General features: G+C 60.2%; 14 protein-coding genes. 2 read left to right on the top strand and 12 right to left on the bottom strand.

Going from position 1 to position 14,905, the window contains the following annotated elements; translation table 11 throughout:
- Position 1: 1 nt before the first annotated feature.
- Entirely contained in the window at positions 2-541 is a 540-nt protein-coding gene (locus I6G90_RS09715; protein WP_197931053.1) for a GNAT family N-acetyltransferase, read from the top strand.
- A 95-nt stretch (positions 542-636) separates the two neighbouring features.
- On the opposite strand, the gene I6G90_RS09710 is transcribed toward I6G90_RS09715, so the two are convergent.
- From I6G90_RS09710 to I6G90_RS09660, 11 genes are all read right to left on the bottom strand, one after another.
- A complete protein-coding gene (locus tag I6G90_RS09710; RefSeq protein ID WP_197931051.1) occupies positions 637-1,050 on the bottom strand; it encodes a hypothetical protein in 414 nt (137 codons plus the stop codon).
- Between the two features lie 183 nt (positions 1,051-1,233).
- Entirely contained in the window at positions 1,234-2,364 is a 1,131-nt protein-coding gene (locus I6G90_RS09705) for a ribosomal protein uL16 3-hydroxylase (RefSeq protein ID WP_197931049.1), read from the bottom strand.
- A gap of 165 nt (positions 2,365-2,529) precedes the next feature.
- On the bottom strand, positions 2,530-3,900 hold the full coding sequence (gene purB / locus I6G90_RS09700; RefSeq protein ID WP_197931047.1) for an adenylosuccinate lyase: 1,371 nt from the start codon (positions 3,898-3,900) through the stop codon (positions 2,530-2,532).
- Between the two features lie 129 nt (positions 3,901-4,029).
- Positions 4,030-4,644 (bottom strand): high frequency lysogenization protein HflD, encoded by a 615-nt coding sequence (gene hflD, locus I6G90_RS09695; protein WP_005334622.1) that lies wholly within the window; start codon positions 4,642-4,644, stop codon positions 4,030-4,032.
- A gap of 103 nt (positions 4,645-4,747) precedes the next feature.
- Positions 4,748-5,854 carry a tRNA 2-thiouridine(34) synthase MnmA gene (gene mnmA, locus I6G90_RS09690; protein WP_197931045.1) on the bottom strand — a complete coding sequence of 369 codons (1,107 nt, stop codon included), beginning with the start codon at positions 5,852-5,854 and terminating at the stop codon, positions 4,748-4,750.
- 157 nt (positions 5,855-6,011) lie between these two features.
- Positions 6,012-6,503, bottom strand: a complete 492-nt coding sequence (locus tag I6G90_RS09685) for an NUDIX hydrolase (RefSeq protein WP_197931043.1) — start codon at positions 6,501-6,503, stop codon at positions 6,012-6,014.
- Positions 6,503-7,417 carry a 23S rRNA pseudouridine(2457) synthase RluE gene (gene rluE / locus I6G90_RS09680; protein ID WP_197931041.1) on the bottom strand — a complete coding sequence of 305 codons (915 nt, stop codon included), beginning with the start codon at positions 7,415-7,417 and terminating at the stop codon, positions 6,503-6,505. The genes I6G90_RS09685 and rluE overlap by 1 nt, the downstream gene beginning before the upstream one ends.
- 133 nt (positions 7,418-7,550) lie before the next feature.
- Positions 7,551-8,318, bottom strand: a complete 768-nt coding sequence (locus tag I6G90_RS09675) for a PTS sugar transporter subunit IIA (protein WP_197931039.1) — start codon at positions 8,316-8,318, stop codon at positions 7,551-7,553.
- Positions 8,318-8,623 (bottom strand): PTS fructose transporter subunit IIB, encoded by a 306-nt coding sequence (locus I6G90_RS09670; protein WP_111807860.1) that lies wholly within the window; start codon positions 8,621-8,623, stop codon positions 8,318-8,320. Before I6G90_RS09670 ends, I6G90_RS09675 begins: the two co-directional genes overlap by 1 nt.
- Before the next feature lie 218 nt (positions 8,624-8,841).
- Positions 8,842-10,248 carry a hexose-6-phosphate:phosphate antiporter gene (gene uhpT / locus I6G90_RS09665; RefSeq protein ID WP_042063684.1) on the bottom strand — a complete coding sequence of 469 codons (1,407 nt, stop codon included), beginning with the start codon at positions 10,246-10,248 and terminating at the stop codon, positions 8,842-8,844.
- 430 nt (positions 10,249-10,678) lie between these two features.
- Complete coding sequence (locus I6G90_RS09660) at positions 10,679-11,104, bottom strand: CesT family type III secretion system chaperone (RefSeq protein WP_197931037.1); 426 nt, start codon at positions 11,102-11,104, stop codon at positions 10,679-10,681.
- Positions 11,105-11,301: 197 nt separating this feature from the next.
- Here I6G90_RS09660 and I6G90_RS09655 point away from each other — a divergent pair, with 197 nt between their 5' ends.
- Positions 11,302-12,693, top strand: coding sequence for a protein-tyrosine phosphatase family protein (locus tag I6G90_RS09655; RefSeq protein WP_197931035.1), 1,392 nt, complete (start codon positions 11,302-11,304; stop codon positions 12,691-12,693).
- Positions 12,694-12,797: 104 nt separating this feature from the next.
- Here I6G90_RS09655 and I6G90_RS09650 read toward each other — a convergent pair whose 3' ends face one another.
- Positions 12,798-14,705: a PTS fructose transporter subunit IIABC gene (locus tag I6G90_RS09650; protein WP_197931033.1), complete on the bottom strand. Its 1,908-nt coding sequence runs from the start codon at positions 14,703-14,705 to the stop codon at positions 12,798-12,800.
- Positions 14,706-14,905: the final 200 nt, after the last annotated feature.

Raw genomic sequence — 14,905 nt, 5'->3', positions numbered from 1 at the left:
GATGTTGAGAACCGAGCGCCCCGGTGACATGCTGCCGGTTTATGAGCTGCTGAGTGCCGCCTTCGGTCGTTCCGATGAGGCCGAACTGGTCAACCGCCTGCGCGAATGTGGCGCTGCCGTGGTAACCATGGTCGAAGAGGAAGAGTACGAGTTTATGGGGCACCTGATGCTAAGCCCGATCACCATTAACGGCATGGAAGGGCCCTGGCTCGGTCTGGCGCCGGTCGCGGTTCATCCCGACTGGCAAGGTCAGGGGATTGGCTCTGATCTCATCCGTGAAGGGCTTGATACGGCGCTCGAGATGGACTGGAAAGGGGTGGTGGTACTCGGGGATCCGGTCTACTACAGCCGTTTCGGTTTCCGCCCGGCCAGCGAGTTTGGCCTGCACTGCATCTATGAGGTGCCTGCCGACTGCTTTATGGCGATGGAGCTGCAGGAACGCGGTTTTGCGGGAGTGCAGGGTGAGGTGCTCTACCACCCGCTGTTTGATGAACTTCCCGACGAGTTACCGGATGCGCTGACAGAAGAGGCCCATCTATAGCGAGAAGTCGCAGCGACAAGCCATAACGAAAAAGCCCTCATCGAGGGCTTTTTCAGTTTATATCGGTCCCTGCTGGGCTTATTCGAGCAGTTCACTCAGGCGATAATGTCGAGCTGGGTGCCCTTGCGATTATCTTCGCCCACTATGTCGCCCATCTGCCGGGCGAGCGGGCTCTGCTGGAATTGCATGTAGTCGCTCAGATTCTGTTGGCGCTGGTAGCGATTCGCCGCCTGATACACTTCAGCAGTGCTCGGGCCCGACTTGCTGTCGGTCTCCTGACCGCTGGCTTCCAGGTAGCGCTCCACCACGGCTTTATCCTGCTGGTGGGCGGTATAGGAGACGGCCATGGTTCTGCGAGCCGTTGCTTTCTCCTCGCTCTGCGCCTGCAATTCATCCTTCTTGGCCAACGCTTCATTGCGGGCTTTATTGATCTGCTCGGGTGTCACATCGGGGTAGGAGGGGTATTTGCTGTAATCGGGCAGTGGCATGGGCTGGGAGGTGATCTGCATGGTGGCGCTTCTCTTCTGAACAGGAACGGCCGCATGATACGTGGCCGCTTTCGTTCAACAAAGCACCACTTGCCGGTTCATCAAGAGTAGGTTCAGCTTCGCGAATAGATTGTTAATTGAGCAGCTGCGGAGCCATTAAAAAGGCGCCAAAAGGCGCCTTTTTATCCTTCGGTTACCGCAGGATCAGTTGAAGAACCAGTAACCGCGGTTGACCAGACGGGTCAGCAGTTGCAGGAAACCGGCCTGATCGGCCAGCTCCACCATGTCTGCCTGAGTGATGATGTCTTTGTCGCACAGCAGCGAAATAGCTGCCGCATCTTCGCTTTGCAGGGTCCAGGCTTCGCCGTCGATATAGCACTGCTGGCTATCGCCGCTGAACCAGACGCTGCGCAGACCCGGCACCTTGATGGCGGGCTCGCCCTGGGTCAGCAGATCGGCGACCTCTTCGGCGCTATAGTCCGGCTCGACCGGATTGACATCCAGATCGTGTTTGGCCTCGGAGATCATGGTGCCGAACCACTCCTTGAACAGGGTCTCGTCATCGAGCGCCTGCTGCATCAGCTCACGCAGATGGTGCAGTTCGTGGGGCTGGATCTCGCCATGACGGGCACGAGGCTTGAGATCCGGGTCAGTGTAACGCTCGGTACGCACCTCGTTGTCGATCAAATGATCGGCAAAGGAGGAGATAAGTGCCTTGGCATCCGGTGCGCGGAAGCCCACCGAGAAGTTCATGGAGGGTTCGATGGCGTAGCCTTCGTGGGGGAATCCGGGCGGAATGTAGAGGATATCGCCCGGCTCCATGATGACGTCGATGATCGCCTCGAACGGTTCGCAGTGCAGCAGCGCGGCATGGGCGGCAAACTCATTGAGCGGCAGCGCATCGCCAACCCGCCAGTGACGCTTGCCCAGGCCCTGGGTGATGAATACATCGTAGTGGTCGATGTGGGGGCCGACACCCGCGTGGGGGGTGGAGAAGCTCACCATCACATCGTCCAGTCGCCAGCCGGGGATGAACTGGAACGGCACGGCCAGCTCGTTCACCTCGGGCGCCCAGTGGTTGCAAGCCTGTACCAGAATGGTCCAGTTCTCTTCGCCCAGATGGTCGTAGGATTCGAAGGGGCCGTGGGCTGCATCCCACTTGCCGTCGAAACGGGTGACGAGGCGGGACTCGACCACCTCTTCCATGGCCAGACCGGCCAGCTCGTCCGGGCTGATGGGATCCTGAAAGTCGGTGAAGCCGCCCTTGATAAGGAGCGGGCGCTTCTGCCAGTAGTGCTCGAGGAAGTGAGCGATATCCAGATTGAGTTCGTACATAGATCTTCTCGTCAAAGGGTTCGACAAAGGTCAGGAGAGGTCTTGCCAGAGGCGGCTGCCAAGCTCGGGCAAGCCCTCTTGCAAACCCTGTATAGGGTGCCACATAAAATAACCGGGGCCCTGTTGCAGATCATGCACAGGGCCCCGGTTGTGTCATTTATCCGCTTATTTCAGCAGATCAACCAGACGCTGGGCGTCACCGATGTAGTTGGCCGGGGTCAGCTTTTTCAGCTCAACCTTCACCGCTTCCGGCAACTCCAGCGTGTCGATAAAGGTACGCATCCCTTCGGCATCGACGCGGCGACCACGGGTCAGCTCTTTGAGCTTCTCGTAAGGCTTCTCGATACCGTAGCGGCGCATCACGGTCTGGATCGGCTCGGCCAGCACTTCCCAGTTGGCGTTCAGATCAGCGGCCATGGCATCGCTGTTGGCTTCCAGCTTGGAGATACCCTTGAGGGTCGCCTGATAGGCGATCAGCGAATAACCCACCGCCACACCCAGGTTGCGCAGCACGGTCGAGTCGGTCAGATCGCGCTGCCAGCGGGAGATAGGCAGTTTGCTCGCCAGATGCTGGAACACGGCGTTGGCCAGACCCAGGTTGCCTTCGGAGTTTTCGAAGTCGATGGGGTTGACCTTGTGCGGCATGGTGGAGGAGCCAATTTCGCCCGCGATGGTGCGCTGCTTGAAGTGACCCAGCGAGATGTAACCCCACACATCGCGGTCGAAGTCGATCAGGATGGTGTTGAAGCGGGCCATGGCATCGAACAGCTCGGCGATGTAGTCGTGCGGCTCGATCTGGGTGGTGTAGGGGTTCCAGGAAAGGCCCAGGGAAGTCACAAACTCCTCGGAGAACTGGTGCCAGTCCACATCCGGGTAGGCGCTGATGTGGGCGTTGTAGTTGCCGACCGCCCCGTTGATCTTGCCGAGGATCTCCACTGCCATGATCTGCTTGTACTGGCGCTCCAGACGGTAGGCGACGTTGGCCATCTCCTTGCCCATGGTGCTTGGAGTGGCCGGCTGACCGTGGGTACGGGAGAGCAGCGGCATGTCACGGTACTCGTGAGCCAGACGCTTGAGCTCGCTGATCAGCTTCTCGCAATAAGGCTTGATGACCTCTTCGCGGGCGGTTTTCAGCATCAGACCGTGGGAGTTGTTGTTGATATCTTCCGAGGTGCAGGCGAAGTGGATGAACTCGCTGACAGCCGCCAGCTCCGGGTTCACTTCGACTTTCTCTTTGAGGAAGTACTCCACCGCTTTCACATCATGGTTGGTGGTGCGCTCGATCTGTTTGATACGGGCGGCGTCACTCTCGTTGAAGTTGCTGACGATGCCATCGAGCAGGGCATTGGCGGCCGCGCTCAGGGCAGGGACTTCCGGGATCCCGGCGTGGCTGGCCAGTTTTTGCAACCAGCGCACCTCGACTTCGACGCGAAAACGCAGCAGGCCGAATTCGGAGAAGATAGGGCGCAGGGCATCGGCCTTGTCGCCATAACGACCGTCAATCGGGGAAACAGCAGTCAGCGCGGACAGCTCCATGGGGTGAACTCCTGATGATTTGTGTGGGGGTATCCGTATCCACTCGCGCGTGGGGCTGAGTCGTCATCAAGGCGGATGTGCGGCTGTTCACCCTGATGTCGACCTCGACTTGCCCGCGCGAGCCGATGATTAGTAACGTTTGGCCAGCTCCACCATCTTCTTGCGAGCGAAGATGATCTGGGTCCGGCTGCCACCGAGCTGACGCCACAGCACGCAGGCACGAATGCCCGCCAGCAGCAGGGCGCGCACCTTGTGCTGCACCAGCGGCTGCTGCAGGAACAGCGGGGTGCCCGCAACCTGGATTCTGGGGCCGATGGGGCTGATGAGATCGCTGTAGATGCTCGCCATGTTGGCCAGGATCTGCTCGTCGAGCAGATCGAAGTGCTGTTGCTGGCGGCCAATCTGGCTGATCCGCTCACCCAGCATGTTGAGAATGTCCTTGCGCTTGGCCAGCTTGCGCTCCAGCGCAATCAGGCTCACCACGTAGCGGGTCAGCTCGGCATTCTTCTGGCTGCCATCGGCACCCAGCTGCTCGACCAGCGCGCGGTAGCCGTCGCGAATGGCCAGATGGGTGTTGTTGAACACCTCGAGCGGCTGGCTCGGGTTGGTCACCAGAATGCTGGAGAGGCTCTCGCGCAGGGCGGCCTCGTCACAGCTGCCGTCACGGGCCACCTTCTGCACCAGATACGCGGCCTGGCAGATGCCGGCAAAGGCCATAGTTCTGTCTTGGAATTTGTCGCTCATATCTTCACGGCCCTGTTCTGTTCATTCACTGGCAGATGCCCGCAGCAGGTCATGATCCGGCCTTGGAATGTATCGCTCACGTCTGCTGCCTTCTGTTAAGGATTCAAACCGGATGGCTGAAACGCTGTTCGATGATGCCGCCGCCCAGACACACTTCCCCGTCGTAGAAGACGGCGGACTGGCCCGGGGTCACCGCAGCCTGCTTCTCGTCGAAGATGACCCGGATGGTCTCGTCGTCGATGGGCTGGATCAGGCAGGGGATATCCTGCTGACGGTAGCGGGTCTTGACGGTGCAGCGACGCGGCTCGCGAATGGGAGTGCGATCCACCCAGTGCAATTGGCTGGCAATCAAACCATCGGAGTAGAGACGGGGATGCTCGCCCTGCGCCACCACCAGCACGTTGCGTTCGACCTCTTTGTCGACCACATACCAGGCCTCTTCGGTGGCATCTTTGCGACCACCTATACCGAGCCCCTTGCGCTGGCCCAGGGTGTGATACATCAGACCCTGATGCTCACCGATCACCTTGCCATCCACGGTCTCGATTTTACCGGGCTGGGCGGGCAGGAACTTGGCCAGGAAGTCCTTGAACTTGCGCTCACCGATAAAGCAGATGCCGGTGGAGTCTTTCTTCTTGGCGGTGATGAGATCCAGCTGCTCGGCGATGCGGCGCACCTCCGGCTTTTCCAGGCAGCCAACCGGGAACAGGCTCTGACCCACTTGCTTTTCGCTCAGGGTATAGAGGAAGTAGCTCTGATCCTTGTTGGTATCGAGACCGCGCAGCAGGCGCGGGCGGCCGGTGCTGTCGTCACGGCGCACATAGTGGCCGGTGGCGATGTAGGTGGCACCCAGCTCTTCGGCGGCAAATTCGAGGAACGCCTTGAACTTGATCTCCTTGTTGCACAGGATATCCGGGTTCGGCGTGCGGCCTGCCTTGTACTCTTCGAGGAAGTGCTCGAACACGTTGTCCCAGTACTCGGCCGCGAAGTTGATGGTGTGGAGTTTCATCCCCAGCTTGTCGCAGACGGCCTTGGCATCAGCCAAATCCTGGGCGGCAGAGCAGTACTCGTCCGTGTCGTCTTCTTCCCAGTTCTTCATGAACAAGCCTTCGACCTGATAGCCCTGCTGCTGGAGCAGGTAGGCCGAGACGGAAGAATCCACGCCGCCGGACATGCCGACGATCACCTTGATTTGGCTGTTGTCTGTCATTAGTCGAAGTTACCAGTTCGTTTAAACGGGGCGTATTCTACCAGAGTTTTGCGCCCCCGGTCACATATCCATGCCGCAGTTCCCATCAGGAACCTGATAGCAGGAAATCGTTTTTCTGTTGTTGGCCTGTGTCGCCAAAAAAGAGTGTCAAATGGCCTCAAATAAAGGCCTTGAGCGCCGAGAGCGGCAGGCGGGTGCCGGCCAGATAATCCTCGATGCACTGCCACACCAGCGGGCTTCTCAGGACCGGTTTGCATTCCGCTATTTCTTCCAGAGTGAGCCAGTGGCACGCCAGCACATCGCCGTCAGGATCCTCTGGATGGTGCTGACCGGGCGCTTTTTCAAGGTCGAAGATCAAGGCGGTGCGCACATAGGTGGCCTCGCTGTCGGCCGGTTTGAACAGATAGGTGCCGAGCCAAGCGGTCGGCGTGGCGGTCAGCCCCGTCTCCTCTTTCAGTTCGCGGCAGGCCGCTTCCAGCAGGTTTTCCCCCGGCTCCACATGACCGGCGGGCTGGTTGAAGCGGCGCTGGCCTTTTATCTCCTCTTCCACCACCAGAAAGCGGCCTTGCCACTGCACCAGGGCGGCGACCGTCAGGCGCGCCTCCATGCGGGCATGGCTGGTGGACGATTGCTCTGCCTGATTGCTCATCATGACTCCTTGTCGCTGCTATTGGGATTGATTGCGCGCGCCGGTCTACGGGCCGTACCGCGCCCGCTGCTGCGGGGTTTGCCGCCGGTCGGGTTTGGGGTTACGCGCTCGGTTGGGTGAGTGCTGCGGGGACGCTCGTCCCGTCCCGGCTGGCTGGCCCGCCGTGGTGCAGCCCCTGCCGGTTTGGCGGTATGAGCGCCCGAACGGGAGGACGATGGCTGCGGGCGGCTGGTGGAGAGCAGTGCCAGCTCGGGGGCGGGCAGGCTGCGGCTTGTCCCCGGCGCCAGACCATCTAACGTCCAGTCACCGATGGCGTAGCGAATAAGGCGCAGGGTGGGGTGACCGATATGGGCGGTCATCCGCCGCACTTGGCGGTTGCGCCCCTCGATGATGGTGATCTCCAGCCAGCTGGTGGGGATCTCCTTGCGCTCGCGAATGGGCGGATTGCGCGGCCACACCGCAGGTTCATCCATGATGCGCACCCCGGCGGGCAGGGTCATGCCGTCATTGAGCTCGACGCCGGCGCGCAGGGTAGCCAGTTTCTCTTCGCTGGGGATCCCTTCCACCTGCACCCAGTAGGTCTTGGGGGTCTTCTCCCCCGGCTGGGTGAGGCGAGCCTGCAGCTTGCCGTCGTTGGTGAGCAGCAGCAATCCCTCGCTGTCGCGATCGAGCCGCCCGGCGGCGTAGATGCCGGGTTCGGTGATGTAATCCTTGAGGGTCTCCCGGCCCGCCTCGTCGGTGAACTGGCAGAGCACCATGTAGGGCTTGTTCAGCAGCAACAGCTTGCGATCCGCTGGCGCCAGCTCCGGTTTGCGGGTGGCGGCATGGTGTGGTGCGGCTGGGTTGGCCGCCGAGCGCGGGGCGTTATCGCGCGGCGAACGGCTGACAGAGAGACGGGAACGGGGAGATTTCATCGGATACACACTTCAGACAGACGATGGCAGCGAGTGTACCACAGGGTGCTGAGGGCAGGATGAATGGCTGCGTGACAAGACGCGTGCAAAGAGCCCCGTATGACATGGGGCCGGGTGGTTTAGTGTCGCAGGCTTAGCTCAGCAGGCTCTCGATCACGATAGCCTGACGGGCGGGGGCCGAGCCTGCCTGCAACAGGGCGTGGCTGACCACATCGTCGATCATCGCCTGCGCCAGTCGGGTGAGGGGGCGCAGGGTCTCCCGTCCGCAGCCGACCGGCACCGCCAGCAGAATGATGGTCTGCACCGGCCCGATTTGAGAGCCCCACTCGATGGACTCTTTGCAGCTAAGCAGGGTCAGCGCTGGCTGGCTTATTCCTTCGCTCAATACATGGGGCATGGCAAGGCCGGGGCGAATGATGGTGGCAGAGACCTGCTCGCGCCGCTCCACTGAGGCGGTCAGGGTGGCGCGGTTGGTGACCAGCTCGGCGGGCAGCAGATCGATCAGATGCTCGAGGGCCTCGGCCTTGCTCAGCGGTTCGGGGCTGTGGGCCAGCTGGCGCAGGGCAAAATGGTAGTCGGGCAGGGCGTTGGCCAGTCGCAACTCCGCCAGCGCGGCGGTGCGCGGGCGCACCAGCGGTTGACCCAGTTCGCCGCACCAGCAGGTGAAGGCCATATGGGCCAGCTCGGCATCGCACCCAGCAATCTGCAACTGGCAGAGATCGCCGGGCTGGGTGGCGAGGGTCAGCAGGGAGAGCTGGTTGCTGGCGGCAACGGTCTGGCGCCGGGTGAGGTTGGCGCAGCGGATGGTGGATTTGAACATCCCCGCCAGCCGGTTCAACTGCTTGGCCTGGGTGATGCTCAACCCCTGCTGGCAGTAGAAGGTGATCTCGCGGGTCAGCATCAGGCCGGGATCGGCAGGGCCTTGAGTACGGCGTTGGCATCCAGCAGCACGGTTTCCAGTGTCACCTGATGGACGGGGCAGCCGAGGAAACGCTCTTTCTGCTCGATCTCGATATCGGAGGCAATCAGCACCAGATCGGCGCTGGCAATATCGCGGGCGGTCAGCATGTTCTCCATGCCCATGGCGCCCTGTGTTTCGACCTTGATCTTGAGCCCCAGCGCAGTGGCGGCTTTTTGCAGGGCATCGGCAGCCATATAGGTATGGGCAATACCGGTCGGGCAAGCGGTGACGGCGACGATCTTCATCTGCTCTCTGTGATGCTGACAAGGGGGAGCCACAAGATAGCGCCAGCGGGGGGCTTTTACCAAAAGTCCATATGAAAAGTGGGATCTTGATGGGGATATGCCTGCCCCTTGAGCGGCAGTGCAGGCAGATGTCGGGCCAGTCGGGTGTCTGGTTTCCCAAAACAACAAGGGCCACCCGTGTGGGTGGCCCTGAACAATCAGCGACAATCTTGAGGGGATCAGGCGGTCTGGGCAGCCAGCTCGGTGGCTTTCAGTTCGCGCTTGATGCGGCGGATCTTGCGCTCTTCGGCCACGGCAACACAGCCCATCAGCACCAGACAGGTGGCTGCGGCGATGTCCAGCGCAGCGAAGGTGCCGGTCCAGCCGGTCAGACCGAAGATGGGGGTGCCATCGGCGATCATGCCCAGACCCAGTTTGGCGAAGCTGTCACCGATGAGGTAGGCGAAGGTGCCCTTGACGCCATCGGCCACGCTGATGCCCTGCTTGGGTACGAAGCCCACGGCGGCCACGCCGATCAGCAGTTGCGGACCAAACACCAGGAAGCCCAGAGTGAACAGGGAGCCCAGGAACATGAACTGGGTGGTCGCATGCTGGTAGAGACCCAGGGTTGCGATAATCAGCGCCAGCGCCACGCAAGCCACCAGACCACGACGGCCATTGGCCAGATCGGAGAGGTAACCCCACATCAGGGTGCCGACCAGTGCGCCCACTTCGAAGAAGGTGAAGCCCTGAATGGCGATCTCTTTGGAGAAGCCCAGTACCTGGTGAGCGTAGACGGTGGACCACTGGTCGATACCGATGCGCACCACGTAGAGGAAGATGTTGGCAAAGCAGAGCAGCCAGATCACCTTGTTCAGCAGCACGTACTTCACGAAGATCTGACCCTTGGTCAGCTTCTGCTCTTCGGTGGCGATATCTTCTTCGCTCGCCACTTCGTCAAACAGCTCTTCCACCTTGCCCAAGCCATAGGCTTCCGGTGAATCGCTACCAAAACGCAGGCCGATAAAGCCGACGACCAGCGCGATGATGGACGGGAAGATAAACATGCCGAGCACGTTGCCATCAAACAGGTAGTTGGCACCGAACAGCGCCACACCGGCCGCACCGGCACCGCCCACGTTGTGGGAGAGATTCCACATACCCAGATAGGTGCCGCGCTTGTTGCGAGGGGTCCACTTGGTGATGGTGGAGTAGCTGCACGAGCCGCCACAGCTCTGGAAGAAACCGCTGGCCGCGTAGAAGAAGATCATGAAGTAGAGGCTAAAACCCGTGCCGCCCATGCTGGCACTGAAGCCCAGCATGCAGAGCGCGGAGAGGATCAGCATCAGTGGCAGGAACTGCTTGGTGTTCTTGCCATCGGCGTAGTAGGAGACGATGGTCTTGCCCACCCCGTAGGTGATGGAGAAGCCAAGACCGATCATGCCGAGCTCGGTCATGGAGAGACCGTACTCCTGGATCATGTCGTTTTGCGCAATGTTGAAGTTCTTGCGGATCAGATACATGGTCAAATAGCCAATAAATACAACCAGATAAGATTGCATAAACGGCTTGAACCAGAGCTTGCGCCGGGCTTCGACCGGCAGGTCCAGGGTGGGGACCCGGACCTGTTGGAGAAATTTCAACATCTTCGTTCATCCTCTGCGAGATAGACGGTATTTCCGCCGCGCCCCTCATTTGTAAATAGGTTGTAAGAGGTCACGCCACGGAAGGGGGAACGGAACGTCAGGGGCTGCCAGCCGTTGCTGCGCTCGACATTCCATCCATATAAACCCGGGCCCGGCACGGGATGACGGGGCACATTGCCCGTCGCGGTGCGGGTCACGACATCAGGTGAGGTGACTCTAATCAGGGGGGAAATAAATGGCTTGAGAGCCATCCCTAGTGGGGCTAGGAAATTTTCCTAGTTTTGTCCGATTTGGCCCCCAAGCGTGAAGAGGATCACATTGAGCAGGCCAGATTGATGGCGAAGTGGCCAGCTTGGCGAACGGTTTTGCTATCACAGGCCGGTGACATGGCCGCCCGTTGCAAGCGGCCCTGTATTGGTTTTTCGGTTGTCTAGACCTTCAGCAGAGGGGATGGCGAGTAGTCATGTCTGTCTGACTCACTGATGTCAGAGGAGGCCGATAATCCGCTCAGACTATGGTGATGCAGGGTGGTCAGGGCCTGATAGAGGGTGCTGCCATCCATGGCGCTCAGGGGATGCTGGCTCCAGAGGATGAGATGATTATCCGGAGAGAGTGCGATACGCGGGCTGGCGGGATTGGCCGAGAAGAGATTTTGTTGCAGTAGCGCGATGGCCTGCTCTGCATCTTTGAGGGGAGAGAGGCGCACAAAGAGGGCAAGCTGGCTATCGCCGATCGCTGCCAGATGGATGGTATGGCTATTGTCCAGTGTGATGCTGGCAACGCCCTCTGTGGTAGTGAGCGGGATCCCGAGGTGGTGGCCCAGGGCGTTTAACGCGGCGTCAAATTGTTCGTTCATGTGTGGCTGCCTGCAGCAGAGGTGGAGAGAGGTGGGCAAACTATCGAAAAACAGCCATTTCATTTGTCATTTATGGGTATCGATTTTGTTGCTATCGGTCACTTTGCCATATGGCTAAAAATTTCCGACCGGCAGTGCAAGGAGAGGGGAATAGCACTTTTTATACTCGCGGCTCACTCATGCCATTCGAGGTAAACATGACCTTAGCGATTCACTCTCTTCACCAACAGGTAACCCAGCTTGTCGAGCAGCAACATGGCGAGGTGACCGGCAAATTGAGAGGCGGCGTGGCTGCCAACACGGAGGGACGTTTTCAGGGGTTGACCGTCACCAATGGTGCCCGGGATACAGAAAAAGCATTCGCTCGGGAAGTGCTTCATCATGTGCAGGAGATTGCCCTCAATCAGAACGATGTCGCTGAACTGCACAAGAGCACAGTGCGCTTCAATCAGAACAACTTCGAGCTGCGTAGCCTCGGTCATGGCCAGAGCCAGTTGGTGGGATTGCGCAGCGACCAGCTGACCCTCAGGGATGCCAAGACCTTGCTGGATGCCGCCATGCGTCAGCAGGGGGCACAACGTCACGGGGCGAGCGCGCCAGCAGGTCAGGATGCGCCGCCATTGCCGCCACGTCAGGCTCCGGCCCTTCCTCCGCGTAATGCCAGCCCGGCACTGGCCCAGCAGCATGAACGACTGATGAGTGCCGCGCCCAGAATGGTGACCCCTGTGGCGGTTGATCCTTACGGGGCGCAGACGAAGCGGGAGCTGAGCAGCAGGCTGGCCGGTTTGCAGCAACAGCTGCAACCCTCGGTGCAACCTGATCGTTATCTGCAAAGCCGCGATGGCAGTCAGCTCAACCGCTTCAACGACATTCGCGCCAACAAGATGACCGCCGTGCGCCCTGATCTCAACGCCAACTATGTGCAGGTCGGCACCCATCGCTCCATTGCTTGCCAGTACCCGCTCGACAGTCAGCTGGAGAGTCATCTGCAGATGCTGTTCGACAACCGGACGCCGGTACTGGCAGTTCTGGCGTCCGCCAACGAAATCGCCAATCCCCAGTTCAAGATGCCCGACTATTTCCGTCAGAGCGGCCAATATGGGGCGGTATCGGTAAAGTCCGATCACAAGATGAGTGTCGACCTGGGTGATGGCATTCAGGCCGATGTTTATCAGATGGCACTGACCATGCCCGGCTCTGGCAAGAAGGGGATCCAGGTGCCCGTGGTTCATGTCAGCAACTGGCCCGATAAAACGGCCGTCAGCGCCGAGGTGACTGAACGGCTGTCAGCCCTGCTGGAGCAAAATGCGCAAGCGAAGCGCGCCATGTATGAGAAGGCGGGCAGTTCGGCGGTGGGGGATGAGAACAAATTGCTACCGGTGGTTCATTGCCGTGCCGGGGTGGGACGTACCGCGCAGGTGATCGGTGCCATGGCGATGCATGAGCCGCGCAACAATCAGCTGAGCGTGGAGGATGTGGTCAGCAGCATGCGCACCAGCCGCAATGGCGTTATGGTGCAAAAACCGGAGCAGCTGGAGGTATTGATGACCCTGGCTCAGCATCAGCAGCGCCCATTACTGCGGGCATAACAGAAGGCAAATCCCCTTGGCGGGTTTGTTCGACAAACGCAAAGAGGCCACCCCGTGGGGTGGCCTCTTGTCATGTATTGCGAGCCGCAATGGCGAGGGGGAACTCAGGCCGCTTTGGCCAGGGTCACCTCGTCACTCTTTTTGACCCGCAGCTTTTTCAGGGCAACCGCCACCACGCCGGTGACGATGGCACCGCAGATCATGCAGAGCAGCGCCAGCAGCGGTTTGTTGACCGCACCCAGCAGGGCCACGATGGGGCCACCGTGGGCAACGCTGTTGGTGATGCCAAACAGGAAGGCCATCACCGCAGCGGTCATGCTGCCCAGAATGTTGGCCGGAATCACGGCCAGCGGATCACGAGCGGCGAATGGAATCGCCCCTTCGGAGATACCCACCAGACCCATGGCACCGGCGGCTTTGCCCGCTTCGATTTCAGAGGCATCGAAGATACCGAGCTTGCGACCAAGCACGGTTGCCAGCGACATGCCAAGGGGCGCGGCCGGGATGGCGCAGGCCATGGCTCCCATAAACTGGGTCTGACCGGAGGCAATCATGCCGACGGAGAACAGGAACGCCACCTTGTTGACCGGGCCACCCATATCAAAGCCGGCCATACCACCCAGCACGATACCCAGCAGCACCAGGCTGCCACCGCTCATGGAGAGCAGCATGGCGTTGAGGCCAGTCATCATGTCGGCAATCGGGGCGCCGATGATGAAGATGAATACCGCAGCGATAAACAGGGAACCCACGATCGGAGCGATCAGGATCGGCACCAGCGGTTGCACCATCTTGTGGTACTGACGGGTGGCAATCCAGCGCACCAGATAGCCGACCAGCAGGCCCGCGATGATGGCACCGATGAAGCCGGTTCCGGCGTCAGCGCCGTAGAAGCTGCCGTTGTTGGCGATCCAGCCGCCGATAAAGCCTGGCGCCAGCGCCGGACGATCACCGATGGCGTAGGCGATATAGCCCGCCAGAATGGGGATCATCAGAGTAAAGGCGGCCACACCCACGTTGAGGATCTGGTTCCACATGCTCCCTTCCGGGATCTGCATGCCGCTCGGGGTCGGGTTGCCGCCGATGGCCAGCGCCAGCGCAATCAACAGACCGCCGGTCACCACGAACGGGATCATGTGGGAGACACCGTTCATCAGGTAGCGATAGAGATCGGAACTGCCGCCCGCGCTCTTCTCTTCACCCTTTTTATCTTCTTTGCCAGCCACATAGGCAGGAGCCTTCAGCGCCTGCTCGATCAGACCCTTGCCATCTTTGATAGGGGCCTTGACGCCGGTCTTGATCAGCGGTTTGCCAGCGAAGCGGGCCATGTCCACCTGCTTGTCGCAGGCGACCACGATGGCGGTGGCACGGGCAATCTCGTCCGCGGTCGGGCTGTTCTTGACGCCGATGGAGCCATTGGTCTCCACCTTCACCTCATAACCCAGCTCGCGGGCGGCGCGCTCCAGCGACTCGGCCGCCAGATAGGTGTGGGCGATACCGGCCGGGCAACCGGTGACACCGATGATGAAACCCTTGCTGGTGGTCGGGGCCGCGCTCTGCTCCTCTTTCTTGGCCAGCAGCAGCGCCAGCGCGTCGGTCGGACTCTTGGCCGCCAGCAGCTTGGCGATAAAGCCCTCTTCGATCAGCTTGCCGGAGAGCTCGGCCAGCACCTCGATATGGTGATTGGCACCGCCATCGGGGGAGGCGATCATAAAGAAAATGTGGGACGGCTTGCCATCTTCGGCGCCGTACTCGATGCCGTTGCGGCTGATGCCGATGGCGACCGCCGGGTTGCACACCGCCGCACTCTTGGCGTGGGGCAGGGCCACGCCCTCCTCAAAGCCGGTGTTGCCCAGCTCTTCGCGGGCCCACAGATCCTTGATAAAGGCCTGCTCGTCGCTGACCTTGCCTTGCGACGCCAGCAGGCGGGCCATCTCGGTGAAGACCTCTTCCTTTTGCGTCGCTTTCAAATCGAGATTGATCAGATGTTCATTGATCAAGGTGGTGATCATGGCGCTCTCCCCGCTTCCGGTGACGGAAGCTATGCGTGAGTACGTATCGACGTACTGGATAAAAATGACCTGATCATTATCGCGGCTCACTCGCCCCCTCCCTATCGGACAAATGTGCTAATCACTGGATTTTTGTGCGCAGTAAAACGCGATGTGATGAAGATCCCGTTTTCAGGCAGGACTCGCCATTTTCAGGTCAT

This window comes from Aeromonas allosaccharophila, assembly GCF_016026615.1.
GTDB classification, from domain to species: Bacteria; Pseudomonadota; Gammaproteobacteria; order Enterobacterales; family Aeromonadaceae; genus Aeromonas; species Aeromonas allosaccharophila.
Note: the sequence above shows the minus strand (reverse complement) of the source record. Positions and strands in the feature narration are given on the sequence as shown.

Excerpts from the sequence above, each read along its gene's own strand:
- I6G90_RS09660 (WP_197931037.1), bottom strand. The coding sequence starts at position 11,104 with ATGAACGAACAATTTGACGCCGCGTTAAACGCCCTGGGCCACCACCTC.
- rluE (WP_197931041.1), bottom strand. The coding sequence starts at position 7,417 with ATGAAATCTCCCCGTTCCCGTCTCTCTGTCAGCCGTTCGCCGCGCGAT.
- I6G90_RS09705 (WP_197931049.1), bottom strand. The coding sequence starts at position 2,364 with ATGTACGAACTCAATCTGGATATCGCTCACTTCCTCGAGCACTACTGG.
- purB (WP_197931047.1), bottom strand. The coding sequence starts at position 3,900 with ATGGAGCTGTCCGCGCTGACTGCTGTTTCCCCGATTGACGGTCGTTAT.
- uhpT (WP_042063684.1), bottom strand. The coding sequence starts at position 10,248 with ATGTTGAAATTTCTCCAACAGGTCCGGGTCCCCACCCTGGACCTGCCG.
- I6G90_RS09655 (WP_197931035.1), top strand. The coding sequence starts at position 11,302 with ATGACCTTAGCGATTCACTCTCTTCACCAACAGGTAACCCAGCTTGTC.
- hflD (WP_005334622.1), bottom strand. The coding sequence starts at position 4,644 with ATGAGCGACAAATTCCAAGACAGAACTATGGCCTTTGCCGGCATCTGC.
- I6G90_RS09715 (WP_197931053.1), top strand. The coding sequence starts at position 2 with ATGTTGAGAACCGAGCGCCCCGGTGACATGCTGCCGGTTTATGAGCTG.
- I6G90_RS09670 (WP_111807860.1), bottom strand. The coding sequence starts at position 8,623 with ATGAAGATCGTCGCCGTCACCGCTTGCCCGACCGGTATTGCCCATACC.
- I6G90_RS09710 (WP_197931051.1), bottom strand. The coding sequence starts at position 1,050 with ATGCAGATCACCTCCCAGCCCATGCCACTGCCCGATTACAGCAAATAC.
- mnmA (WP_197931045.1), bottom strand. The coding sequence starts at position 5,854 with ATGACAGACAACAGCCAAATCAAGGTGATCGTCGGCATGTCCGGCGGC.
- I6G90_RS09650 (WP_197931033.1), bottom strand. The coding sequence starts at position 14,705 with ATGATCACCACCTTGATCAATGAACATCTGATCAATCTCGATTTGAAA.
- I6G90_RS09685 (WP_197931043.1), bottom strand. The coding sequence starts at position 6,503 with ATGAGCAATCAGGCAGAGCAATCGTCCACCAGCCATGCCCGCATGGAG.
- I6G90_RS09675 (WP_197931039.1), bottom strand. The coding sequence starts at position 8,318 with ATGCTGACCCGCGAGATCACCTTCTACTGCCAGCAGGGGTTGAGCATC.